Source organism: Pseudoalteromonas sp. Z1A2 (genome assembly GCF_011378755.1).
Taxonomy (GTDB): domain Bacteria; phylum Pseudomonadota; class Gammaproteobacteria; order Enterobacterales; family Alteromonadaceae; genus Pseudoalteromonas; species Pseudoalteromonas distincta.
This window is the reverse complement of the sequence record NZ_WTKX01000039.1, coordinates 1-25,727: the sequence shown is the minus strand read 5'-3', so window position 1 is coordinate 25,727 and position 25,727 is coordinate 1. Positions and strand designations below refer to the sequence as shown.

Annotated in this window: 16 protein-coding genes; 13 read left to right on the top strand and 3 right to left on the bottom strand. The window is 38.7% G+C overall.

From position 1 onward, the window contains the following. Positions 1 to 130 precede the first annotated feature (130 nt). A complete protein-coding gene (locus tag GQR47_RS18930; RefSeq protein ID WP_165724345.1) occupies positions 131 to 2,998 on the top strand; it encodes a pitrilysin family protein in 2,868 nt (955 codons plus the stop codon). Between the two features lie 243 nt (positions 2,999 to 3,241). Next, positions 3,242 to 3,508 carry a DksA/TraR family C4-type zinc finger protein gene (locus GQR47_RS18925; RefSeq protein WP_002962957.1) on the top strand — a complete coding sequence of 89 codons (267 nt, stop codon included), beginning with the start codon at positions 3,242 to 3,244 and terminating at the stop codon, positions 3,506 to 3,508. A gap of 284 nt (positions 3,509 to 3,792) precedes the next feature. On the opposite strand, the gene gloA is transcribed toward GQR47_RS18925, so the two are convergent. Further along, complete coding sequence (gloA, locus tag GQR47_RS18920; RefSeq protein WP_024594782.1) at positions 3,793 to 4,194, bottom strand: lactoylglutathione lyase; 402 nt, start codon at positions 4,192 to 4,194, stop codon at positions 3,793 to 3,795. A 625-nt stretch (positions 4,195 to 4,819) separates the two neighbouring features. Here gloA and GQR47_RS18915 point away from each other — a divergent pair. The 11 genes from GQR47_RS18915 to GQR47_RS18865 all read left to right on the top strand — a co-directional run bounded on the left by GQR47_RS18915 (position 4,820) and on the right by GQR47_RS18865 (position 22,436). After that, the gene (locus GQR47_RS18915) at positions 4,820 to 5,698 is read left to right on the top strand and encodes an NAD(P)-dependent oxidoreductase (protein ID WP_024594783.1); all 879 of its coding nucleotides are present in this window, start codon (positions 4,820 to 4,822) and stop codon (positions 5,696 to 5,698) included. A gap of 147 nt (positions 5,699 to 5,845) precedes the next feature. Next, positions 5,846 to 8,104, top strand: a complete 2,259-nt coding sequence (locus GQR47_RS18910; protein ID WP_165724343.1) for a polysaccharide lyase 6 family protein — start codon at positions 5,846 to 5,848, stop codon at positions 8,102 to 8,104. A gap of 5 nt (positions 8,105 to 8,109) precedes the next feature. Next, on the top strand, positions 8,110 to 10,326 hold the full coding sequence (locus GQR47_RS18905; protein WP_024596887.1) for a heparinase II/III family protein: 2,217 nt from the start codon (positions 8,110 to 8,112) through the stop codon (positions 10,324 to 10,326). A 5-nt stretch (positions 10,327 to 10,331) separates the two neighbouring features. Further along, a complete protein-coding gene (locus tag GQR47_RS18900; protein WP_002962963.1) occupies positions 10,332 to 10,676 on the top strand; it encodes a cupin domain-containing protein in 345 nt (114 codons plus the stop codon). A gap of 2 nt (positions 10,677 to 10,678) precedes the next feature. Next, a complete protein-coding gene (locus GQR47_RS18895; protein WP_002962964.1) occupies positions 10,679 to 11,986 on the top strand; it encodes an MFS transporter in 1,308 nt (435 codons plus the stop codon). Positions 11,987 to 12,060: 74 nt separating this feature from the next. Further along, positions 12,061 to 12,993 carry a sugar kinase gene (locus tag GQR47_RS18890; RefSeq protein ID WP_024596888.1) on the top strand — a complete coding sequence of 311 codons (933 nt, stop codon included), beginning with the start codon at positions 12,061 to 12,063 and terminating at the stop codon, positions 12,991 to 12,993. A 229-nt stretch (positions 12,994 to 13,222) separates the two neighbouring features. After that, positions 13,223 to 13,840, top strand: a complete 618-nt coding sequence (eda, locus tag GQR47_RS18885) for a bifunctional 4-hydroxy-2-oxoglutarate aldolase/2-dehydro-3-deoxy-phosphogluconate aldolase (protein ID WP_002962275.1) — start codon at positions 13,223 to 13,225, stop codon at positions 13,838 to 13,840. A gap of 14 nt (positions 13,841 to 13,854) precedes the next feature. Beyond that, a complete protein-coding gene (gene fbaA, locus GQR47_RS18880) occupies positions 13,855 to 14,937 on the top strand; it encodes a class II fructose-bisphosphate aldolase (protein WP_024595189.1) in 1,083 nt (360 codons plus the stop codon). Further along, on the top strand, positions 14,934 to 15,896 hold the full coding sequence (locus GQR47_RS18875) for a class 1 fructose-bisphosphatase (RefSeq protein WP_002962277.1): 963 nt from the start codon (positions 14,934 to 14,936) through the stop codon (positions 15,894 to 15,896). The genes fbaA and GQR47_RS18875 overlap by 4 nt, the downstream gene beginning before the upstream one ends. A gap of 451 nt (positions 15,897 to 16,347) precedes the next feature. Beyond that, positions 16,348 to 19,080, top strand: a complete 2,733-nt coding sequence (locus GQR47_RS18870; protein ID WP_165724341.1) for a poly(beta-D-mannuronate) lyase — start codon at positions 16,348 to 16,350, stop codon at positions 19,078 to 19,080. A 323-nt stretch (positions 19,081 to 19,403) separates the two neighbouring features. Continuing rightward, a complete protein-coding gene (locus GQR47_RS18865) occupies positions 19,404 to 22,436 on the top strand; it encodes a TonB-dependent receptor (RefSeq protein ID WP_024594846.1) in 3,033 nt (1,010 codons plus the stop codon). Positions 22,437 to 22,756: 320 nt separating this feature from the next. Here the strand turns inward: GQR47_RS18865 and GQR47_RS18860 are convergent, their stop codons facing one another. Both GQR47_RS18860 and GQR47_RS18855 read right to left on the bottom strand, forming a co-directional pair. Further along, positions 22,757 to 24,667: an aminotransferase class V-fold PLP-dependent enzyme gene (locus GQR47_RS18860; protein WP_024594845.1), complete on the bottom strand. Its 1,911-nt coding sequence runs from the start codon at positions 24,665 to 24,667 to the stop codon at positions 22,757 to 22,759. Positions 24,668 to 25,120: 453 nt separating this feature from the next. Next, positions 25,121 to 25,435, bottom strand: a complete 315-nt coding sequence (locus GQR47_RS18855) for a hypothetical protein (protein ID WP_346776152.1) — start codon at positions 25,433 to 25,435, stop codon at positions 25,121 to 25,123. Positions 25,436 to 25,727: the final 292 nt, after the last annotated feature.

The window sequence follows — 25,727 nt, the reverse complement described above, 5'->3', positions numbered from 1 at the left end:
CTTTTTTGCATAATACCTCCAGTAGAAACTGACGATATTTTCTATTAATTAAATCCACTCTGCTAGGTGTCGTTGCTCGGACGCTTACAGTCTTTAAACTCATTGAGTTAATTTAAATATGGACTAAAAAATGAAACTCACAAAAATTGCACTTGCTGTTTTACTTGCATCAGGGTTGGCTGCATGTAATAGCTCAACTCAAGCTGTTGATAAAAATATTGTTACAGAAACATCAATTCCTGGCGTTACACTTATTGAATCAGTGAAATCTAATGCAGGTGAAATCAACATACCGTATAAAAAATATAAACTAGATAACGGTTTAACTGTAATTGTGCATGAGGATCATTCAGATCCCTTAGTACACGTTGATGTAACATACCACGTTGGTTCTGCTCGCGAAGAGTTGGGTAAGTCAGGCTTTGCTCACTTTTTTGAGCATATGATGTTTCAAGGTTCAGAAAATGTTGCTGATGAGGAACATTTTAAAATAATATCTGAAGCAGGCGGTACTTTAAATGGTACAACTAACTCAGATAGAACAAACTATTTTGAAACAGTACCAGTAAATCAATTAGAAAAAATGTTGTGGCTAGAAGCTGATCGAATGGGCTTTTTACTCGATGCTGTAACCCAAGAAAAATTTGAAGTACAACGCGAAACAGTAAAAAACGAGCGCGGCCAACGTGTTGATAATCGCCCTTATGGTCGTTTAGGTGAACGTGTTGCTCAAGCGATGTATCCAGACGGCCATCCATATTCATGGCCTGTAATTGGTTTTATGGACGATTTAAATCGCGTAAATGTAAATGATTTAAAAGCATTCTTTTTAAAATGGTACGGACCAAATAATGCAACGCTTACCATTGGTGGTGACATCAGCGCTAATGAAATACTGCCATTAGTTACTAAATACTTTGCACCAATCCCAAAAGGTCCTGAAATACCTAAAGTTGAAAAAACAGCGGTAACACTAAATGCCGATAGATATATTTCAATGGAAGATAAGGTTCACTTACCTTTATTAAGTATGAGTTTCCCAACGACTTACGCTCGCTCTGAAGATGAAGCACCTCTTGATATACTTGCTGAAATATTAGGTGGAGGTAATAATTCACTACTATACAAAAACCTAGTTAAAACTCAACTTGCTGTTCAAGCAAGTGCAAATCATCCATGCCAAGAGTTAGCGTGTTCAATTAGCCTTTATGCTTTACCAAATCCTACAGCAGGGAAAACGTTAGCTGATATGGAAAAAATCATTCGTGATTCATTTGTTGAATTTGAAGAGCGTGGCGTTACACAAGATGATTTAGATAAAGTAAAAGCTAAAATAGAGTCGGGTGCAATTTTTGGTCTGCAAAGCGTATCAGGAAAAGTCTCTCAACTAGCCGCATCTGAAACGTTTACAGGTAACCCAAACTCAGCTAAAGATGAGATTTCACGTTATAACAAAGTTACAAAAGCTGATGTTATGCGTGTTTTTAATCAATATATCAAAGGTAAATCTGCCGTTATTATGAGTGTTGTTCCAGAAGGTCAAACTCAACTTATAGCTGCCCCAGACAACTTTACGCCTAAAGCGCATGATTTTGGAGGTCCATCTACAACTTCAGCTGATGATTTAGTGGCACGAAGAGCTGTTGATACATTTGATCGAAGTGTTCACCCTATAGCCGGCGCAAATCCTGCTGTTGATGTTCCTTCTCTTTGGCAAACTAAGACCGAAAACGGTATTAAAATATTAGGTACGCAAAGTACAGAAACGCCAACCACCGCTATTTTCATTAAAGTTCCGGGTGGCTTGTATAATGAGCAAGCTAGTAAAGTGGGTTTATCGTCAATGACTGCATCGTTAATGAGCGAGTCAACGCAAAACTACACTACAGAGCAAATGAGTAACGCGCTTGAAAAACTGGGTAGCCAGGTAAGTATCTACTCAGATAAAACACATACAAATGTGTATGTTTCTAGCTTAACCAAAAATGTAGATGCAACGCTAAAGCTTGTTGAAGAGAAATTATTTAAACCAGCATTTAATGCCGATGACTTTGAGCGTAATAAAAAGCAAATCATTCAAAATATTCAACATTCAATGAAGGATGCAGGGTATTTAGCATCTAATACATACAGCAAATTACTATATGGCGACAATATAGCTGCACTTCCAAGTACTGGAACGCTTAATAGTATTGAGGCTATTACATTAGATGACGTTAAAGCTTTTTATAACGCAAACTTTAAACCACAGGGCGCGCAAGTCATTATTGTTTCTGATTTAAAAGAGTCAAAAATTGAGCCAAAGGTTAAAGCTACACTTGCAAACTGGCAAGGTAAATCGAGCCCAGTAGCGGTTGATTTCAGTGAACCTAAAGTAGAAACTAATGTCATTTATCTTGTAGATAAACCAGGTGCCCCTCAATCAGAAATTCGTATTGGTAAACGCGATATGGTTGAAGACATTACTGGTGAGTTTTTTAAAGCTAACTTAATGAACTTTGCATTTGGTGGCACGTTTAACAGCCGTATCAATCTAAATTTACGAGAAGATAAAGGCTACACTTACGGTGCTCGCTCTCGTTTTTGGGGTGATAAAACATCAGGCGGCTTTACAGCTTCTGCAGCGGTGAGAGCCGACTCTACTGCAGCGTCTATTACAGAGTTTACTAATGAGCTTAATAACTATGCTCAAAACGGTGTCACTGATGAAGAGCTTATGTTTATGCGTAAAGCTATCAATCAAAAAGATGCGCTTAAATACGAAACGCCTAATGCAAAACTTGGCTTTTTAGCACAAATATTAGAGTTCGATTTAAAACCTAGCTTTGTAAAAGAAAGAAATGAGATTGTTAGCAATATTAGCAAAGAAGAAGTTAACGCCTTAGCTAAAAAACACTTAAACACTAAAGATATGATTTATTTAGTAGTGGGTGATGCTAAAACACTTCGCCCAGAGCTTGAAAAATTAGGTATGAAGGTTGTTGACTACAGTCTTTAACATTTAAATAATTAGAATTACAAAGCAGCTTTTTTAGCTGCTTTTTTTTGCCTGATTTTAGAGTGTTGATCTTTTTGAAAGTAGATTACAAGGAACAACTACAGCGTCTTTTTTTAGATATAAAATATAATTTTGTAGTTTAAACCTTCAAATAACACCCCATTCCTAGCTTTATTATTCAGTACTTATAAAGATTCAATTTGGTAGCATAAATTTAAACATCCAACTTTATTAGGAGGATTTATGGCAAGTGGGTGGGCACGAGACGGTGCAATTCAAGATCAAATTGATGCAAGTGTTAACGACGCCGTACAGTATGCAAGAAGCAATTTAATATCTGGTGCAAGTGCTGAGCTATGTGACGAGTGCGATGAAAAAATCCCACAAGCACGAAGGCTCGCGCTACCAGGAGTTCGCTACTGTGTTGCATGCCAAGCCGCAATAGAAGGTAATGGTGCCAGCGCTAAATCGTTTAATAGGCGTGGTAGTAAAGATAGTCAGTTGCGTTAAAAAAAGGTGCTGCAAAGCACCTTTTATTTAATACCAATCTGCATAACCATTTGAACAATAAATAAAATTAAACCTCTCCATAGTTATACCAACCAGCATAAATCTTTGATCAATCTAACGAATTAAATTGCACTATAACGTCGTTAAAAATTTTTATTTAGAACAACTAGATACAAAAATTTTTGCCTAGTTCTAGCGTAATTTTCTTAACGCTAAATAGACCCCATATATAAGCAGATTGGCATTAAGCAAATTGTTATAACTTGAATTAGTTATTAAGTAATTTAAAATTTACTCATGTCTTCTTTTTTCTGAATTAACTCAATTGCATAGCCATCTGGGTCTTTTACAAAAGCAATTTCAGTAGTACCGCCTTTTACAGGCCCTGGTTCACGGCTTACATTGCCACCAGCAGCTTTAATATCTGCACATGCTTTGTAAATATCATCAAACTCAATAGCAATATGACCATATCCATTACCTAGGTCGTAGCTATCCTCGTCCCAGTTATAAGTTAGCTCTAATACTGTGTTATCTGCTTCGTCGCCATATCCAACAAAGGCAAGAGTGTATCTGTATTCACTGTTATCAGCTCTGCGTAATTCTTTCATACCTAATATTTCAGTATAAAAAGCAATTGATTTATCCAAATCGGCTACACGAAGCATAGTATGTAATAAACGCATTTTTAGTTCCTTTAGTTATTTATTCAAAGTTAAGGGTATTTTTAACTAAGCGCTATTATTAAGCGCGTTTTAGGGGGGTTATATGTATTAGCCATACATGTAGGCATTATATATAAATCACAACCTTAATATGAGAGTAGGCTTAAAACAGTTTGAGTTCGACCTTTATAAATTACCAATTAATGAATCATTTTATTAAATTTTGGATATTTCAATAACCAGCACTCAATTATTGGTCAACCTATTAGTATAAAAAAAGTTACTGATTGTTCAACAAAAGTTAACCTTTGCTTAATTGTGCCATTGCTATGTAACCATCTGTTTTTATAGATTATTAAATTTATTATTGTGTAATTTGTAAAAATATGGCGTTTGCTTGGTTAACTTATTGGTTGACAAAAAAGTCGTATGGTAATACAGTTTTTGCATACCAATTGGTAAGTTACTTGGTTTGAGTGAATACAATGTATTGGTAATTAATCAGAGTTACGTTTTGCACAGGTTAATTTATAAATAACTCAGGCTTAAAGTTACTCTACAAATTGAAACAAAAGACACAGCGTATTTATAGAGTAAATTTTACTTGTTCTTATAAAAGTATGCGCCACATATTTAGGAGTTATTCATGTCAAAACCAATCATCGGTTTCATCGGCTTAGGCTTAATGGGCGGCAACATGGCCGAAAATTTACAAAACAAAGGCTATGAGCTAATTGTTATGGACCTTAGCAAAGATGCGGTTGCAGCATGTGTTGCTAGAGGCGCAAAAACAGCAAGCACTGCAAAAGAGCTAGCTGAAGGTTCAGATATTGTTATGTTTTGTCTTACAACGTCTGCCGTTGTAGAAAAAATTGTTTACGCAGAAGACGGTATCCTAGCGGGTATTAAAGAAGGTGCAGTATTAGTTGATTTTGGTACTTCTATCCCATCATCTACTAAAAAAATTGGTGCTGATTTAGCAGCTAAAGGCGCAGGCATGATCGACGCGCCACTAGGTCGTACACCAGCACATGCTAAAGACGGTCTTTTAAACATTATGGCTGCAGGCGATATTGATACATTCAATAAAGTTAAACCAGTACTGGAAGATCAAGGTGAAAACGTTTTCCATCTTGGCGAGCTAGGTGCAGGTCATACAACTAAGCTTATCAATAACTTCATGGGCATGACGACAGTATGTGCTATGTCACAAGCATTTGCAGTGGCAGAGCTTGCTGGTGTTGACCGTCAACAACTTTTCGACATTATGTCGACTGGCCCATCTAACTCACCGTTTATGCAATTTTGTAAAAACTATGCAGTTGATAATGTTAGCGACCTGGGTTTCTCGATTGCTAATGCAAACAAAGATTTAGGCTACTTCCTACAAATGGTAGAAGACCTAGGTACTGAATCAAAAATCGCTGAAGGTTCATCAGCTAACCTACAAGCAGCGTTTGACGCTGGTATGGGTCAAGGTAACGTTCCTGAAATTTTTGATTACTTCAAAAAGTTAGAAAAGTAATACTTCTCGACCTTATTGAGCGCTTTGAGCTTTAACTTAAGGCGCTTTAACACACATGACACCAATTGACTAAAGTCTTTGTGCAATGTCAGCTTTTTTTAATTCTGATGAAGCACTACTTTCAGTCACAACGAAAAAGAGTTAACTATGCGTTTGATTAATACAATAAAGCTTAGTCTAGTTCTCATCGGTTGCATATCCACACAAGTAGCGGCCAAAGATTATTTTATAGAAAATAAACAAGCTTTTAATGATATCGCAGCTAATCTAGTTGCTGGCGACAAAGTAGTACTTAAAAATGGTACTTGGTCTGACTTCGAAATTTTACTTGAAGGCCAAGGTACAAAAAACTCTCCTATTATATTAACCGCTGAAACTAACGGAAAAGTAATTCTATCAGGTCAATCTAACCTAAGACTTGCAGGTAAATACCTTGAAGCTTCTGGTTTAGTATTTAAAGACGGCTACACACCGAGCTCAGCTGTAATAGAATTTCGTAAAAATAAAAATGAATTAGCCTACAATTCACGAGTTACTCAAACAGTAATCGATAATTACAGTAATCCAGACAAACGAGAGTCTGATTATTGGGTTGCCTTATATGGACAACATAACCGCTTTGATCATAGTCATTTAGTTGGCAAACGAAATAAAGGTGTGACAGTTGCTGTTCGTTTAAACACTAAAGCAAGCCAGGAAAACTATCATCGTATAGATAACAACTATTTTGGCTACCGTCCTACTTTTGGTTCTAACGGTGGTGAAACCCTGCGTATTGGCACAAGCCATTACTCACTAACTGATTCGCATACATTGGTTGAAAATAATTACTTTGAACGTACCAATGGTGAAGTCGAAATTGTTTCGGTTAAATCAGGTAAAAACATCCTTCGTAATAACGTATTTTATGAAGCGCGCGGTACATTAACGCTGCGCCATGGTAATGGCAATCTTATAGAAGAAAATATCTTCATTGGTAATGGTGTTGATCACACAGGTGGTATCCGCGTTATCAATAAAGATCAAATTGTAAGAAATAACTATCTACAAGGCCTAACAGGCTATCGTTTTGGCAGTGGTTTTACTGTGATGAACGGCGTACCAAATTCATCTATTAATCGTTATCACCAAGTAGAAAATGCGACGATTGAAAACAACACATTTATAAATGTGCGTCATATTCAACTTGCTGCAGGTAGCGATGCTGAGCGTAGCGCAGCCCCAAAAAATAGCGTAATGAAAAACAACTTAATCATAAACCAAAATGGTGAACAGCCATTTACAACATTCGACGATGTAAGTGGGTTAGTATTAAGTAACAACATTGCAGATACAAAAGTGCTTTCTGAGCTAACGTACGGTGTAAAAAAAGATAAAATCACGCTGGAAAAAGCAAGTAATGGTCTACTTTACCCAACATCTAAAAGTTTAAATGTAGGTGCAAAGCGCGATTTAAAAGTACTTAAAAAAGAAGATACCGGTGTTAGTTGGTATGCAAAAGTACCTGCTTTAGTTGATTTTGATTCTGGTAAGACACATTCTGTTAAAGCTGATGTAAGTGCATTACTAGATGCTATTGATAATGCAGAGTCGGGCGATGTTCTAGAACTAGCGCCTGGCCAGTATGATGTGTCTAAACTGGTTAAAATTGATAAAACGTTGACAATTAAAGCAAAGCAGAGCGCAAAGGCTAAACTTACTTTTCAACGCTCTACCTTGTTTGAAATACATGATGGCGGCAGCTTAAAACTAGATGGTTTATCAATTTCAGGTGAAAACGCGCCAGATGCAATAGGTAACAGCATTGTTCGAACGCAAAAATGGGGTATGGTTGATAATTACCGCTTTGTAATGATCAACTCAGAGTTAAATGCTTTAGATATTAATCATTCATTCCATTTCTTTATCACTGGTAAAGGTGCAATGGCTGACGAAATTATTGTTACAGGTAATACCTTTAATACAGTAACAGGTGACATTTTACGTCTAAATACTGAAATTGAAGACTTAGGTGTTTATAACGCGGAATACGTTATTGTCAATAATAATACATTTAATGATGTAGAAGGCGGTGTACTTAAGCTTTACCGTGGTGGCACTGATGAAAGCACATTTGGTCCTCATTTTGAAATGACAAATAACACGCTTAATAACGTTGGCCTTGGTAAGCGTAACAAAGAGCAAGCGAGCATTTATGTTCACGGTGTTCAGGTTACTAATATTAAAGATAATAAATTTGTTAAATCTGCTCCTATTGTTGTAGAGCACACAGTAGGCGAGCCTAAAACTGAAATCTCAGGCAATACATTTGATGCAACTAAAGCACCAAATGTTAAAGAGTTAAGAGTTAAAGGCCCACACACGGCAGTATTAAAAAATAACAACATTTTAAATAAGGCAGGGTAAATACTATGTACTTATTAAAATGCCAAACACGTTTTAAAATAGCTGCTGTAGCTGCAATTACATTACTTACATCACTGGGGGCGCATGCAGCGCACCCAAACTTAGTGATTACTACTGATGATGTTAAGCAAATGCGCCAAGCAATAAGTAGCAACGGTAGCACAAAGTTTGCTACAGCGTTTGAATCGCTAAAAGCGCAAGTAGATGAACAAATTGCACAGCCTATCACTGTACCCGTTCCAAAAGATGGCGGTGGTGGTTATACACATGAGCGCCATAAGAAGAATTACCAACTTATGTACAACGCGGGCATTATTTATCAATTAAGCCAAGATGATAAATACGCAAACTATGTACGCGATATGTTGCTTGAGTATGCAAAATTATACCCAACGCTTGGTCTGCATCCAAAACGTAAAATGGATTCGCAAAATCCAGGTAAGTTTTTTTGGCAAAGCCTAAATGAAGCAATGTGGCTTGTGTACACAATACAAGCTTATGATCTAATTTATGACTCGTTAAATGCCGATAATATTAAAACAATCGAGAATGACTTACTCCGTCCTGTTTCGTTGTTCACATCTGTAGGCCAACCGTCTACATTTAATAAAGTACATAACCATGGAACATGGGCAACAGCGGGTGTTGGCATGGCAGGGTATGTATTAGGCGAACCTGAGTGGGTAGAAAAATCATTATACGATTTAGAAAAGTCGGGTAAGGGTGGCTTTATTAAGCAGCTAGAGATGCTGTTTTCACCACAAGGTTACTATAACGAAGGTCCTTACTATCAACGCTTTGCACTATTACCATTTGTAACGTTTGCTAAAGCGATTGAAAACAACGAACCACAACGAAAAATCTTTGAATATCGCGATGGCATATTATTAAAAGCGATTGATACGACGATTCAACTTAGCTACAACGGTTTGTTCTTCCCAATTAACGATGCAATAAAAAGTAAAGGCATCGATACCATTGAGTTAGTAAATGGGGTAACGGCAGCGTATGGCTTAACCAACGATGCAGGTTATTTAGATATTGCTAAGCAACAAGACCAAATAATTCTCTCTGGTGATGGGCTAAAAGTAGCTCAAGCACTTGATAACAACATGGCAAAACCTTATTCGTTTAAATCCGTTGCCTTCGGTGATGGTAATGACGGTAAACAAGGTGCTCTAGTTGTAATGAGAACGCAGGTAGGTGGCGATCAAGCGCTACTGTTTAAACCTGCTGCACAAGGTTTGGGCCATGGTCATTTTGATAAATTAACATGGCAGTTTTACGACCACGGAAATGAAATTGTATCTGATTATGGCGCAGCACGTTTTTTAAATGTAGAAGCTAAATACGGCGGTCGTTATTTACCTGAAAACGAAACTTACGCTAAACACACTGTTGCGCACAATACGGTAGTGGTTGACGAAACAACGCATTTTAATGCAAATGTTGAAGTAGGAAATAGTAATTACCCTGCACTTAACTTTTTCGAAACGAATGAATACGGCACGGTTTCAAGCGGCGAAATAAGCACAGCTTATAAAGGCGTTGATCTTGAGCGTACGCTTGCACTTATTAACTTACCTGAACTACAAAGCACAGTTGCACTTGATATATTTGATGTTGCAGCAAATAAAGCACATCAGCTTGATTTGCCTTTGCATTATAAAGGTCAGCTTATAGATACCAGCTTTGAGCTAAAAGCGAATGCAACACAACTGTCTGCATTAGGTACTAAAAATGGCTACCAGCATCTATGGCTTAAAGCTCAAGCGCAACCTCAAAGTGGTTTAGCTAAAGTAACGTGGCTAAACGAAAATGGTCGTTTTTATACGCAAACGAGCTTGGTTAAAGGTTATGAGTCTTTCTTGTTTACTCAAATAGGCGCAAATGACCCTCACTTTAATTTACGCAACGAAAATGGTTTTATTCGTCGTGTTGAGGGTCAAAAGCAACATAAGTTTATATCTGTATTAGAGCCACATGGTGAGTACAACCCAAGTAAAGAATATACCCTAGAAGCTGTTAGTCGAGTTACAAAGCTTGAATATAGTCAGCAGGGCGATTTAACACTTGTTGAACTTGATATTAAAGGCAACTCATATTTAGTGGCAATTAATAAAGCACAAACATCAGCTAAAAACACATTCAATTATCAAAATAAAGAGTTCACTTTAAATGGCCGATTAGGCGTTTATATGATGAACAATAATCAGGAGTAAATAGGATGCAAAAGCAAAGCGCAAACTTTTCATTTGGTAACGAGACCGAAATAGAAGACTTAGGAAATGGTCTAAAACGTCAAATGCTAGGTTATAACGAAGAGCTAATGGCTGTTAAAATTTGGTTTGAGAAAGGGGCTATTGGTTATAACCATGCTCACAGACATTCTCAAGTAACGTATGTTGTTGAAGGTGAGTTTCACTTTAACATTGATGGCGTAACTAAAATCTTAAAACCGGGTGATAGCTGCTTAATCCCACCATTTGCTGATCATGGAGCTACCTGCCCGACAGGCGGAATCCTGATTGATACTTTTAGCCCAGCGCGTGAAGACTTTCTTGAGGATTAATTATGCAACTTAAAGGCTTACGTTGGTGGGTTATAGCGCTAATAGCGCTAGCTACCATTATTAACTATATCGACCGCCAAGCACTTAGTGTGCTTTGGCCGGACATTGTTGAAGATTTATTTCCTGATGAATCAGCGCTAGAACGCAAACAAATATACGCTAATATTTCTATTGTGTTTGTATTTGCTTATGCATTTGGTCAGGCAATCTTTGGTAAAATATTTGACTGGGTGGGCACACGCTTCGGTTTTGTGCTATCAATAGGTGTTTGGTCTATTGCAACCGTTGCGCATGCATTTGCACAAGGTGTACTTAGTCTTAGTATTTTTCGCGCAATCTTAGGTGTAGCAGAAGCCGGTAACTGGCCTGGTGCAGCTAAAGGTAACGCAGAATGGTTCCCTACTAAAGAACGTGCTTTAGCACAGGGTATTTTTAACTCTGGCGCTGCTATTGGCGGTATTATTGCTATTCCTTTAATTGCTTATTTAACTATCTACTTTAGCTGGCAAATGGTGTTTGTTTTTGTTGGTGCATTAGGTTTCCTTTGGTTAGTTCCATGGTTAATTTTAGTTAAAGCACCGCCTAGCTCACATCCTTGGCTGACTGCCGAAGAACGTGAATATATCTTAACGGGTCAAAGACGTGTTGATGACAACGGTGATGTAACTGGTGAAGACGAAGAGGAATATAACCCTACAACTGCTGAGTTACTTTCTCGTAAGCAAAGCTGGGGTGTAATCATTGCCTCTGCCGCAATTGACCCAATTTGGTGGCTATTTGTATTTTGGATCCCTATTTACCTAAATGAAGTATACGGTATGGATGTTAAATCTATTGGTATATACGGTTGGGTACCTTATGTTGGCGCTATGTTTGGTGCTTGGTTTGGTGGTTTATTGGCTCAAAATCGACTCAAAGCAGGTTGGAATACAGATAAAACACGTAAGCTTACTATTACGCTGGGTTGTTTAATTATGTTACCAGCGCTACTTGCAATGGCAAATCCAGGCGGACCAACAACAGCGGTACTAATTATGGCTGTTATCTTATTTGGTTTTCAAACTGCAATTGGTAACGTGCAAACACTACCAAGTGATTTGTTAGGTAAAAAAGCAGTGGGTACATTATCAGGTTTTTCTGGTATGGCGGCAAAGCTTGGTGCTGTAGGTCTTACATCGCTAGTACCTTTTCTTACTGCTGATGGTAACTACACACCAGCATTTGTAATTGGTGCTTCTTTAGCCATCATTGCAATGGCAGCTGTTTGGATTTTAATTCCAAAAATAGAACCTCTTAAAAAGCCTCAATAATCTAGATAATAACTGCTATGCCAACATATTTTGTATATGTGCATAGCAGTTAACTACATAGGGTAACTTCCAAGATGAAAAATATTTACTTTATCGGTGAATGCATGGTCGAGCTTAGAGCTATGAGCGCGGCAACACTACACCAATCATTTGCAGGCGATGTTTATAATTCTGCAGTGTATTTAAAACGTTGCTTCCCGCAGGTTACTACTTCGGTTGTTACGGCTTTAGGTCAAGATAATTTAAGTAAAAAAATGCTAGAACGCTTTGAGAGTGAACAAATAAATACGCAACTTGTATTTGCTCACGACACCAAAGTACCTGGTATGTACTACATAGAAACTGATGAGCATGGTGAGCGTAGCTTTATTTATTGGCGCAATGATTCTGCAGCTAAAAAGGTTGTTGATTTTTTAGATGCTGATGCACTCGAGCAGCTTAGCCAAGGTGATATGTTTTTCTTTTCAGGAATTTCATTAGCAATAATTGAAGAAAGTGCACGTGAAGACTTTTGGAAAGTTGTAAAGCAGCTTAAAGATGCTGGGGTTAAAATCGTTTTTGATCCTAACTATAGAGCACGTTTGTGGAATAGTGTAGAGGAAACTAAAGAGCAATATCATTTAGCCTTTACGTTTGCAGATATTACCCTACCAGGCGTTGAAGATTTAACAACACTTTATGGCGTTCATAGCGTAGAAGCAGTTGTTGAATATTTAAAGCCTTACCAAATTGAAGAAATTGTTGTTAAAAATGGCCCTGAATCGGTAGTGACAAAAGAGGGCGATACGCTTCAAAGCCACACTATTGTACCGGTCAAAAACGTTGTAGATACAACATCAGCAGGCGATGCCTTTAACGGTGTTTACTTAGGTGCACGTTTATCTGATAAATCAATTTCAAGTGCCGTGCAACTTGCTGCAAAAGCGGCAGGGACTGTTATACAGCAACCAGGTGCTATTGCTCCAAAAGATATATTTCAGCTAGCAATGGCTGAAGCTGGCATGTGATACCAATTTTATTAAAAACATGATCACCTTAGCGTATTAAATAACTCACTAACTACGTTAAAAATTATTTATATAGAACAACTATGTATCATAATTTTAGCCTTGTTATTGAGCTATTTTCTTGTCGCTATAATAACTCATTAATTTAATGCAATTGGTATAACAAAATAATCAAACATTAAAGGCCGCCATACCTCGGCCGCATTACTTTTTATAAAGGAACAACGTTATGACTCGCTTTTCTGAACTTATGGCAGGACAAACACTGCTACCTATAATTCAAGCAGATACTCCAGAGCAAGGTGTTCAAATAGCGAAAGCTATGGCCAATGCTGGGCTTACTTTAGTTGAAGTAGTGCTAAGAACAGAGGCATCAATAGAGGCATTAAAAGCTATTAAAGCACAGGTGCCTGAGCTAAAAGTAGGTGCAGGGACAGTCATCAATACTGATATTTTGGAGCAAGCACTTGAAGCGGGTTCTGATTTTATTGTAACCCCAGCAGTGTCTCCTGCGTTACTTGAAGCACTTGCTAAATGTAATGTGCCGGTACTTCCTGGTGTATCAAACACCGGTGATATTTTAATGGCGCTTGAGTATGGCTTTGAAGAGCAAAAATTATTCCCAGCATCGCTTGCTGGTGGCGCTCCTTTTGTGTCAGCTGTGTCGTCAGTATTTAGAGCAGTCAGCTTTTGTCCTACAGGTGGCGTTAGCGAAAGTAACAAAATGGACTATCTTTCTTTAAATAATGTATTCGCCGTTGGCGGTACTTGGATAGCGAAAAAAGAATGGGTTGAACAAGAAAATTGGCAAGCAATTACTGATTCTTGTATCCAGGCTTTAAAATAGAAAGGATTTCATAAATGAATTATTTAGCCCCAACAATACTACCAGGCGTAATCGTTGGCGACGAAGTAAGTGCTGTGTACGAGCATGCACGTACACATCAATATGCGTTGCCAGCGGTAAATGTTGTTAGTACAACATCTATAAATGCGACTCTAGAAGCTGCTAAAAAGAAAAACTCGCCCGTTATTATTCAGCTTTCTAATGGTGGAGCACAATTTTTTTGTGGTAAAAGCTTATCTTTACCAGAGCAACAATCAGCTGTGCTTGGGGCGGTAAGTGCTGCAAGATATGTACATTCAGTGGCAGCACATTATGAAGTAGCAGTGATGCTTCACACTGATCACGCAGCTAAAAAGCTACTACCTTGGATTGATGGTTTGCTTGATGAAGGTGAAAGACACTTTGAACTGACTGGCAAACCATTGTTTAGCTCACATATGATTGATCTGTCAGAAGAGCCTTTAGAAGAAAATATCGAAATTTGTGAACGTTACTTAACGCGTATGGCAAAAATAGGTATGACGCTTGAAATTGAGCTTGGTTGCACGGGTGGTGAAGAAGACGGTGTTGATAACTCACACTTAGATAGTTCTGCTTTATACACTCAACCTGAAGATGTTGCATTTGCTTACGAACGCTTAAGTCGTATTAGCCCTAACTTTATAATTGCAGCCTCTTTTGGCAATGTTCATGGTGTATATAAACCGGGTAACGTTGTTCTTACGCCAACTATTTTAAAAGATTCACAAGCTTACGTATCAGAAAAATTTAATCTACCAAGCAACTCAATTAACTTTGTTTTTCATGGTGGTAGTGGTTCTGAGTACAGTAAAATTGCAGAGTCTTTAACGTATGGCGTAGTGAAGATGAATATTGATACCGATACGCAGTGGGCGTGTTGGACAGGTATTTTAGATTACTACAAAGACAAGCAAGCATACCTACAGGGGCAAATTGGTAACCCTGAAGGGGATGATAAGCCAAACAAGAAATACTATGACCCTCGTGTATGGTTGCGTCATTCAGAGCAAAGTATGGTTGCAAGGCTAGAGCAATGCTTTGACGATCTAAATTGTGTAAACAGGTATAGCGCATGAAAAGATTAAATACAGTATTGAAAGAAGACGGTGTAGATACCGATCTTATTTTACTTATTCGCACAATTTTAGCGACCAGTAAAGAAATTGCTTTTCGAGTAAGCCAAGGTGAATTAGCCGGTGTTTTAGGCTCAACTTTGAATGAAAACGTTCAAGGTGAAGTTCAAAAAAAGCTTGATGTAATCGCAAACCAACTACTTAAAGACATCCTACTTGACGACAGCAGTGTACGATCTGTTGCATCAGAGGAAGAAGATCATGCGGTAGGTGGCCACCCTGAAGGTAAGTTTATTGTTGCTTTTGACCCGTTAGATGGCTCTTCTAATATTGATGTTAATGGGCAAATAGGCACTATATTTACTATTTACTTAGCCCGTGATGATGTTCCTTTTGATAGCGACGAGCAATTTAGTCAGCCCGGTGTAAATCAAGTATGTGCAGGCTATGTGTTATACGGCCCTTCATCATTACTTGTAATGAGTACTGGCGGTCCTACGCGTTGTTATACGTTAGACTCAACACATGGCGGTTACTTACTGACAAATAAGCAGTTAAGTGTGCCAGAACAAAGTCGTGAATTTGCCGTTAATATGGCTAACTACCGTTACTGGGACGAACCAACACAAGTGTATTTTGATAAATTGCTATACACCTGTGAAAGCTTTGAAAAAAGCTCAATGCGTTGGAATGCAGCGATGGTAGGCGACGTTCATCGTATTTTATGCCGAGGCGGGTTATTTTTGTATCCACAAGATAAACGCAGTGGTAACGATAACGGAAAAATAAGACTGCTTTATGAAGCAAACCCGTTAGCACTTTTAGTTGAAAACGCAGGTGGTAAAGCAACCTCTAGAGGAACGCGAATTTTAGATATTGCGCCAACTAGCTTGCACCAGCGTGTGCCTGTTGCTTTGGGTTCAAATGAGCCTGTAGAGTTTTATAATAACGCCATGTTATAAAACAGCACTCAAAAAAAGGGGTAAGAAAATTGCCCCTTGTTTTACCCTTAATTTTAATTCTCTTTGTAAATCATCCTCTTTATACAAACTCACTTCTTTTCTTATTGTCTTCAAATAAGAATACTTCACATATATTTAATAATATTACTTACTAAACCCTATATAAAACTAAGTTTTTACTATAACGCTATGTATCTTCAACGTTATTTTTCACAATTGAATTCAATTTTCAACCAAAAATAAAAGCCCAAGGTTAACTTGGTGTTTGTTTATTGTTATTTAATTAGGTGGGGATAGTGGAAAAACTTATTTTATTGTGGTTATATTACCAAGTTGGTTAACAATTTATTTGCAATTTAAATAAATTTGGTAATAAACACATGATTTATTTGGTAACACACACAATAGATGGCCAAATATTAAAACTATAAATTTGGAGAATAGAGCCACCATGAAATTCAAACATTTTGCGCTATGCGCTATTGCAGCTGCAATCGTTGGTTGTGACACAAACTCAAACAACAATGACAACAACTTGGGCTCTATTGCTCTTAGTGGAACTGTTACAAGCGGACAAACATTAACAGCTGAAGTTAGTGACCCTGATGGTATCTCAGGTGACGTGACTTACTACTGGTATGCAGATGGTGAGGCAATTGCTGGTGCAAATAGCGCTTCATTTACATTGACTGACGATCAGATAGGGTTACCAATTACAGTTCAAGGGCTTTATACCGATGATGGCGGTATTAATGAATCGCATATTACAGAACCAACCGCAGATGTTGCCGCAATCGCATTTCCTGCAAGTTTAACTATTACAGGTGACGCACTAGTTGGTTCGCAACTAACTGCTAATGTAGCTGACGACAATGGCTTTGATGGCGATACAGTAACTTATAAATGGTTTGCAGATGACGTAGAAATTGCTGATGAAGCACTTTCAACGCTCACGTTAACAGACGCACAGTTTGGTACAGTTATTACAGTTAGTGCATCTTTTGAAGATAGCCGTGGGTTTAACGAGTCTGTAACTTCAGCCGGTACAGAGGTTGTCGCACGAACAAACTCAGAAGGCGAAGTTACAATTAGCGGCACGCCAACTGTTGGAAATACTTTAACAGCAGAAATTAATGATACCGATGGGGCGACAGGAGATATTACTTATCAATGGCTTGCTGACGCACAAGAGATAGATGGCGCAATAGAGAGCACCTTTACAGTTGATGCATCACTTTTAGGTCAAAAGATAAGTGTTCAGGTTGCTTATACAGATGATAATGGGTTTATCGAGGATAATACATCAGAGGAAACAATTGCTGTTTCTGCTGTTGCGGTTGATGAAGCCGGTAGCGTAGCCATTATGGGTGTAGTGCCTTATTTAACAAATGGCGAGTTAACCGCTGAGATAACTGATAACAACGGCGTTGAAGAGGCTAACGTTACTTATACTTGGTCTGCTGATGGTGTTGAAATAGCAGGGAGCAATAGTAAAACATTTACGCCTTCTGATTACGCTGGCTCAATAATGTCAGTAAAAGCCACGTATACAGATAATGATGGCTTTGCGAGTGAGGTTACAAACTCAGTTGATACATTGGTTTACACACAATTAGTTAGTAACCCTGAAGCACTTCTTGGTGCTATAAGTGGCGGTTTAGCTGACGGTGATGTTATTGGCTTAAACACGGGTGTTTATGCTGATATGGACGCAATTTTATTAACCAGTGCAGTAACGCTTCGCGCTGTAGAAGGTCAAACTCCTGTACTTAGTGGTGAAGTATGTGTGCATGTAGCTGCTGGAGTAGATGGCGCTGGGTTAACAGGGCTTACCTTTAAGAATATAGATACTAAAGCGGGTGGATTTTGTGAAACCGAAGAAGGTGCTGTTATTTACTCAGAAGGGGATAACTTTACTTTTTCGCAAAACACGATGGATGGAGAAGAAGCTACACTCAATAACTCTGAATACCATTGGCTGATGATAAAAGGTCAAGGTGCGTTGGTTGAGCGAAATACATTCTCTAATCGAAATGTAGCAGAAAAAGGGTCTGTGATAAAAATATCATCATCAAGCTCTGATCACATTATTCAATATAATTTATTTAGTGACAGTGATAATCCAAACTTTGATCAATCAAGTTTATACTTAATCAATGCAGGTAGTACAACGGGTAGTGGTGCAGCTGATAACGCAAACTTTACTATTCAGTATAACCGCGTAGAAAACTTTGTAACGGGTCGTCGTTTAATGCGTGTACAAACTTCTGGCGCAACCATCAAAGGCAATACAATCGTAAATCCTAATGGTGGTATTTCATTAGAAGATGGTGGATTTAATAGTGTTACAGACAACATTATTATTCGTACTACAGATATTGCAAGCTCAAGCGACAGACCTGCTGGGGTATTGATCACACCACTTGGTCACACCGTTAGTAACAACTACATTGCAGGTATTCGTTCTGGTAATAAAGAAGCGGGCGGTATTGTATTTACAGCTAACCCATTTTCACAAGCTGATGGCGGTGTGCCAAACTCAGGTAACCAAGCTGTACTTGATAGCGCTGGCGACTTTACACTAAATGTAACAAACAATACGGTTTTGAACTCACAGCAACCTATTGTATTTAGTACGGAAATAGGCCCTAAAGCACCAACAAGTGATTGCGATGAGTTAACCGCAGCGAATGCACCGGTACTATACGGGCTGACCAAAAATGCGTTTGTTATAAACTTTAATGGAAATTTAATTGCAAACGGTTTAGGCGATCAAACAGACGCAGATACAATAAACAGCAGTGCCACAACTCAAGGCCTATTTTACCCAAATACACTTGAAAGTGACCATGCTTTTGAATATGACTGTGACTTAATTAATCATGATAGTTCGGTGCTAAGTAATAACTTTGGTTATATGGATAGTCGAGTATCAGGCGATGCAAGCGGTGACTGGGTTGAAATTAGAAAACTAAATGGTAATGGCGCATTCGATACTGATGGTGCAATTGACCAAGACCCAGCAACTAACGGTAAAGAAGTGCTTGAGTACGTTACAGCAGCAAGTACGTTATTAGAAACTGACCCTGCAGGCCTTCAGGCAGAGGCGGGTGCTAAAGGTCTTCATTATATTCAATCATCTGAAGTAGGTGTTGGATCTACATGGAAAATACAAAACGATTAAATAACCAATTAATCAGTTAACTTTTAAAAGCCCCAAATTTGGGGCTTTTTTATTATTTATACTTTTCACCACGCTTTTTTAGCCTCCATAACTCATTTATGGACTAGTTTAGAGCTATTTATATTCTAGTAAAAAACCTGCCTGACCTACTGGTAATGCCGTTAAGTTAAAATTGGTATACCTTATGGTAATATTAAAACGTCAAATTGGTTGATCATCGTGCTGGGTTTAAGTATATTAATGTTAAAGGTCACATAAAATATACATCAGCATAACAAGCTAACACACTAAAATCACACAACAACAACCAGCGGAGAATTCAAATGTCGTTGAAGTCACGAGATAACAATAATTCTACAACAGGGCAGTTTGCAATGCGCCCAGTTGCAAAATGGGTAAGAATAGCGGTCATCGCAGGTATGGCAAGTTCTTGCGTATTTACAGCAAGCGCACAGGAAGATCAGGGAAAAGCGACAGAAGTTGAAGAAGACGTTGAAATAATTAGTGTTACAGGTACACGTAGAACGATACAAGATCAAATAGCAATTAAACGTGAAGCAACAACAGTAGTTGATGGCCTGTCATCTGAAGATATTGGTGATTTACCAGCACTGTCTATCGGTGAAGCACTAGAATCAATTACAGGTGCTGCATCTCACCGTGAAAACGGTGGTGCTACAGAAATCACTATCCGTGGTCTTGGTCCATTTTTAAGTGCAACACACATTAATGGTCGTGAAGCGACTAATGGTAGTGGTGACCGCTCAGTTAACTTTTCGCAGTTCCCTTCTGAACTTGTAAAAAAAGTAGCGATATATAAAACGCAAGATGCCTCAATGATTGAAGGTGGTGTTGCAGGTGTTATTGCACTTGAAACTATAACTCCACTTGATTTTGGCAAACAACGTGTATCAGCTGAGGTTAAATTAAATTACAACCCAGATGAAGGTAATGTAGATAACTCGCTGCAAAGTGACGCGGGTTACCGTGGCACGTTTAGTTATGTTGATCAGTTTGAATTTGATAACGGCCAAGCCGTTGGTGTGTCTTTTGGTGTGCAGCGCCAAGAAATTAGTCAACCAGAGGCTGAATACAGAAGCTCTAGCCCATCAGGTTCTTCATTATGGGCGTGTTTAAACGATCCGACTAATACCAATGAAGGTTTTTATCGTAGCAGCGCAGGCGACTGTGAAGACCAAGTTAATGGCAGTAGCAACCAAGGTTACGATACAGAAATCGATCCAGAAACAGGTAAAGCAGTAAGTGATGGGACTCCTTATGCTTGGACTGGCAGTAGCCGAAGCTTTCGTCAAAACGAGACATCTGATGAACGTGATGCAGTATTTTTTGCACTGCAATACCAACCGTCAGCTGATTGGGATATTAACTTTGATGCACAAATTTCAGATAGAACACAACAAGAAGCACGCCACGATTTAATCTTTTTACAAAAACGTGCAACACCAGGTGTAACCGGTCCAACTCTTGTAACTAACGATGTAGGCGGTATTTTACATTGGGAAGGTGAAGAGCGTATTGAATCAGCGGGTGAGCAATTTTCTCGTGAAGAAAACTACCAAGGTTACGGCATAAATATAGAACATACAGTTACCGATAGATTAACTGTTGACTTAGATTTAGCGTATTCAAAAACTGAACGTGAAGAACTTCAAATATCTAATCGTGGTAGAACATCAGGTCGCAATTTCTTTTCTTGGGATATGGGCGATGAAATTCCTCATTTCACATTGACAGATTTTGACGTAACAGATATTTCAAACTTTACAGATAGCCTAAGAACACGACTTGACCGTGAAAATGTTCGTGAAAACGAAGTTATCTCAGCGCGACTAGATTTTGACTATGCGCTAGATGGCAACGTTATTACAAGTATTCAAGGTGGTATTAGAACATCTGAAATGACCTTCCTACAGTATGGTGGTAGCCAAGGTAACGGTTCAAGAAACGAATTTACACTAGACTCTGGTACTGAAGCGCTTGACGTATTACAAGGTTGTCAAATCGATTTTCCTGAATCAGGCTTTTTATCGAGTGTCTCTGATGGCGATATCGTAACAAATATTGATAGCGACGGTAACGTTGTAGCTAGCGGTACTGGTTCATCATGGGCTACATACGACAACGTATGTTTCTCACAAGCTGTAGCGGGTTCTAACGCTGATGGTGTGTTTGCTTACCCAGAAGTGGAATATGAAAATGCAGGTACAATTGATGTAACAGAAAAAACAACATCAGTGTACTTAACGGCTAACTACGATACTGAAATGTTTGGCAAATTCATTCGCGGTAACTTTGGTCTTCGTATTGTAGACACAGAAGTAACTTCGATTGGCTTTAGAAATAGCTTTGACGTAGTAACAAGTGACACAGGTATACTGTCTCTAGTTGAGTCTGATAACGGTTCACTGGATAAAATAAAAAGTGGTGGCGATTACACTAAGTATTTACCAAGCTTTAACCTAGTTATTGATTACAGCGAAGATATTTTATTCCGAGCTGGCATATACCGTGGCATGTCACGCGCAGATCCATCTGATTTAGGCTATAGCCGTACATTCCAAGAAGATACAGAAGGTACAGCAACATCAATCAGCGATTTATTAGTGGGTGTAAATGGTTCTGGTAACCCGGACACTCAACCGCTTATGTCGTGGAACTACGACGCTGCGTTTGAATGGTACCCTAACGAAGATTCAATCTTAGCGTTAAGCTTATACTACAAACAGTTCAACGGTGGTTTTCAACAACAAACAGTAATTGAAGATTTTACTGTTGCCGGTGAAACAGTTTCACTACCAATCACCAACTCTGTTACGTCAGACGAGGACAGTGAAATACTAGGCCTAGAAGCTTCATTTTCTTACCGCTGGGATAATGGCATCGGTATGAAATTTGGTTACAACTATGCAGACACTGACTTTGAGTTCCAAGATAGCTTATACGGCGATACGTTTGTTACTGATGTAGACGGTAATACTACACAATTAACTGACGGTATTGTTGAGTCGGCTTCAGTACCTGGCTTCTCAAAGCATGTATTTAGCAGCCAGCTGTACTACCAAATTGGTGGGTTTGATACTGCCGTTATTTACAAATATCGTAGTGAGTATTTCCAACCATATACTACAAATGGTACTCGACTTCGTTATGTTGATTCTGTAGGCGTATGGGAAATGCGCGCATCATACAAAATTGATGAGCACTTTAGAGTTAAAGCAGAAGCAATTAACTTGTTCAGCGCACCTAAATCACAAGATTTCTTTGTTGAAGGAAACTTAGGTGAAGTTAATGACTACGGCCCACGCTTATTCTTAGGTTTAAGCTACAAGCTGTAATAATAGTTAAACATTAAATCTCATTAAAAAGGCGGTTTTACCGCCTTTTTTCATGTTTATAATTCAAGTTAGATTAGTTATGTAGACTGGTATGTGCCAGTGTAGGACGGATAAGCGAAGCGGCATCCGACACAGTAAAATACCTTGCCAATTATCATCAACATTTTATGTTGTCGAGTGGCTGAACTCACAGCCCAAAGGAAACAAAAAATCTAGCCCGTTTGATCTTCAAACTCACACAAACCTTCAATGTTACAGCGGCAATATCTTACGATACTACCGCCAGTAATAATGCTCGAGATAGTATTAAACCAATACCTTTATTTTTTAACCTTACCCTTAAGAACATAAATTTCACCATCGAAACTGCCTTGAATAGTCAGTCCTTGGCTTGCCAACTCTTGCAAATATTCAACATGATCATCAGTGATATGCTGGCCTGGGACTAAAAGCGGTATGCCCGGTGGGTATGGAGTAACTAAACCTGCACAAATGCGGTTGTTACTTTTGCTAATAGGCACAGATTCGCGGTCACCATAAAAAGCATCGCTTGGAATACACGCCAAATCTATAGCTGGTAAATTTTCAGGTAAGCGAGCTCTACGCGTCGATTTCGATAGTTTTACTTTACCGCTGTCTAGCTTTTTCAATGCATTGTACAAACGAATTATTTTTGAGCGCGTGCCGCCAAGCGTCAGTAAAACCAAAATGGTGCTGTGTGTGTATTTTTCTATCTCTAGCCCAATTTCATCCAGTAGATATTTATGAATATCTTTTAATGAGTAAGGGAGCTCACTAATATCAATAAGGATTTTTAATGGGTCGTGACCCATATTATCACCACTAAAATGCGGGAATATTTCCATAAAGTCTTGCTTAGCTAATACTTTAATTTGCTTAAGCGAGGCCATCTGTTGTTTAAACTCCTCAACATGATTTAGCAGCGCATTGAGCAGCTTATAGCCTTCCATCTCTAATTGCTTTTGGCACACGTCAAGCGATGCAATAAGCTGATATTTAGGCGATGTACTAGCGTAGATACTATAAATCTCTCGAAAGAAATCGGCATCAAAATCGGGATCGTTAATATGAATATAAGACGCTTGAGAAAACGCCGATACTACTTTATGCGCCGAATGCGTAATGTAGTCAGCCCCAGCATGTATCGCAGAATAATGACGAAAGCTAGGATGAAACAAAGAGTATGCAAACCAGGCTTCATCTATAAACACCTTAATACCATATTGATGAGCATAATCTACCACTTGTTTCAGGTCGCTAAGTAGGCCATCGTAAGTACAACCGGTAAGCACTAATAATTTAGCATCAGTATTGTTTTCAATTGCTAACTTGATGTCGGCCAACGATGGTGGCGCGAAAATGCCATATTTTGGATTTAAAATACTCGCCAAGTAAATGGGGTAACTAGCTGATTGCAAGATGCCATAGTGTACTGATTTATGGCAATTACGGTCGACAATTACTTTATCTCCCTTACGCAGGAGTGTCTGCAAGATGATTTTATTTGAGGTAGATGAACCATTTGTAACAAAGTAGGTGTGCTTAACTTCAAACGTCGCCGCGGCTGATTCTTGGGCGCGACCAATAGTATTAGTGCTGTCTGATAATGAACCTAGCGAGTCTACCGAAACCGACAGGTCGCCAACAAATACATTGCGGCCGTAAAACTGATAAAAATCTTTGATGTAAGGTGAGTTTCTAAAGCTAGAACCCCCACTATGACCCGGTGTATGCCAAGAGTCGTTTGCTTCACCAACGTAACGACGATACGCCGTCCAAAATGGCGTTTCAGAGCGGTCGTCAAAATCGTTGATCATATATCCTAAAATAGCTTCTGGGTCAGAAATCACTTCATCTTTAAAAAAGAATGATTCGATTTCTTCTGACTCGTTTACGATTTCCAGCCCTTTAGTGTCGTCGCCAATAACATAAACCGGTAACTCAAGACGAATTGCCTTTAACTCTTCAATAAAGCGGCTATACATCCGCTCACCCACTTTATTGTGCATATCCCAGCTTAGAACTACGGCTTGAATATCACCATCTTCCTCTACACATTCCAGCGCGTGTTTAAGCTCGAGGCATTCAATAATATCGATATGAATATCGTCTCGCTCAAAGTTAGGAATGGTCTTTGATAGGTTCGTTGAAAGCCCTTGTAAAGTGGCTGGGTCTTGCTCAATTATCAAGATACGAAGTAGAGGTAGCATAGAGGGTTTCGCAATATAATTTTATAATGCTCACTAGCATAACCAAAGGAGTGTAACTTGTGAAATTAATACTTTGATAATGTTCTAATAATTATTCTATTTAATTGGCTACTACAAATAAGAGGCGCAATGAAATTCATGTGTTTTCTGTTTGCATCGTAAGCATAAAGATTTTGATCATTATCAACGACAATATACTTCCCTTTAAGTTTTATACCACTGCAGTATAAAAATTATACCTATTTGATGGGCAGTTTTGTGCCAGTGTAGGTCGAATAAGCGAAGCGCCATCCGACACAGTAAAATACCTTACTTATTATTATCAGCATTTTATGTTGTCGAGTGCCATGAGCGGACGGTGGAAACGCCCCAAGCAGGGGATTTTAAGAGCGTTTTTCAGCGAGTAAAATTCCCGCTGACTTGGCTTGTTAGGTTGCTGGTCTACAACAAACACTATTGAGCCTCGACGCTGTGATAATCAGCTGATGTTTCATAACAATTGGCACACACAACTGACATTTTATTAAAGGCTCGAAACTTCTCAGTCATACCATCTTCTTCATCAAACAAGGCTTCACATTTGGAACACCACGCTTGAAGGTCATTAGGTTCGCTAGAGTTTTCAATAAAGCCTACTGGTACACCTTCTGGTTTCAACAAATGGCAACAGACGACGGCTGCAACTCGCTTACCATGTTCGCCACAATCAACATACATTGGTTCAATCTCAGTGCTCATATGCAACCTAACAACTCTATCAGAGGACACTTTCCCTTTTTTAGCGCGAAAACGTCCTTATTGTGTGAGTTTCTATTAATAGCAAATAGTGTAAGTTATTGCCATCTATAAGTATTAAGCTTAGGAAAGGTTATTTTACTATGTAAAAAAGAGGGAGGTTTTCACTTATTCTTACTAAGTTAATGACGACTCACCTGAATGGTCGGTTATCGCTCTTTGCCGAAGTTCGGCTTAGTGCCAATTGCGGACATTGTTAACGCTCGCCTAATACGCCTTGCACTGGCGGGCTTTTTGCGTTGCTTGCTAAAAGTGTGGCTGCCGG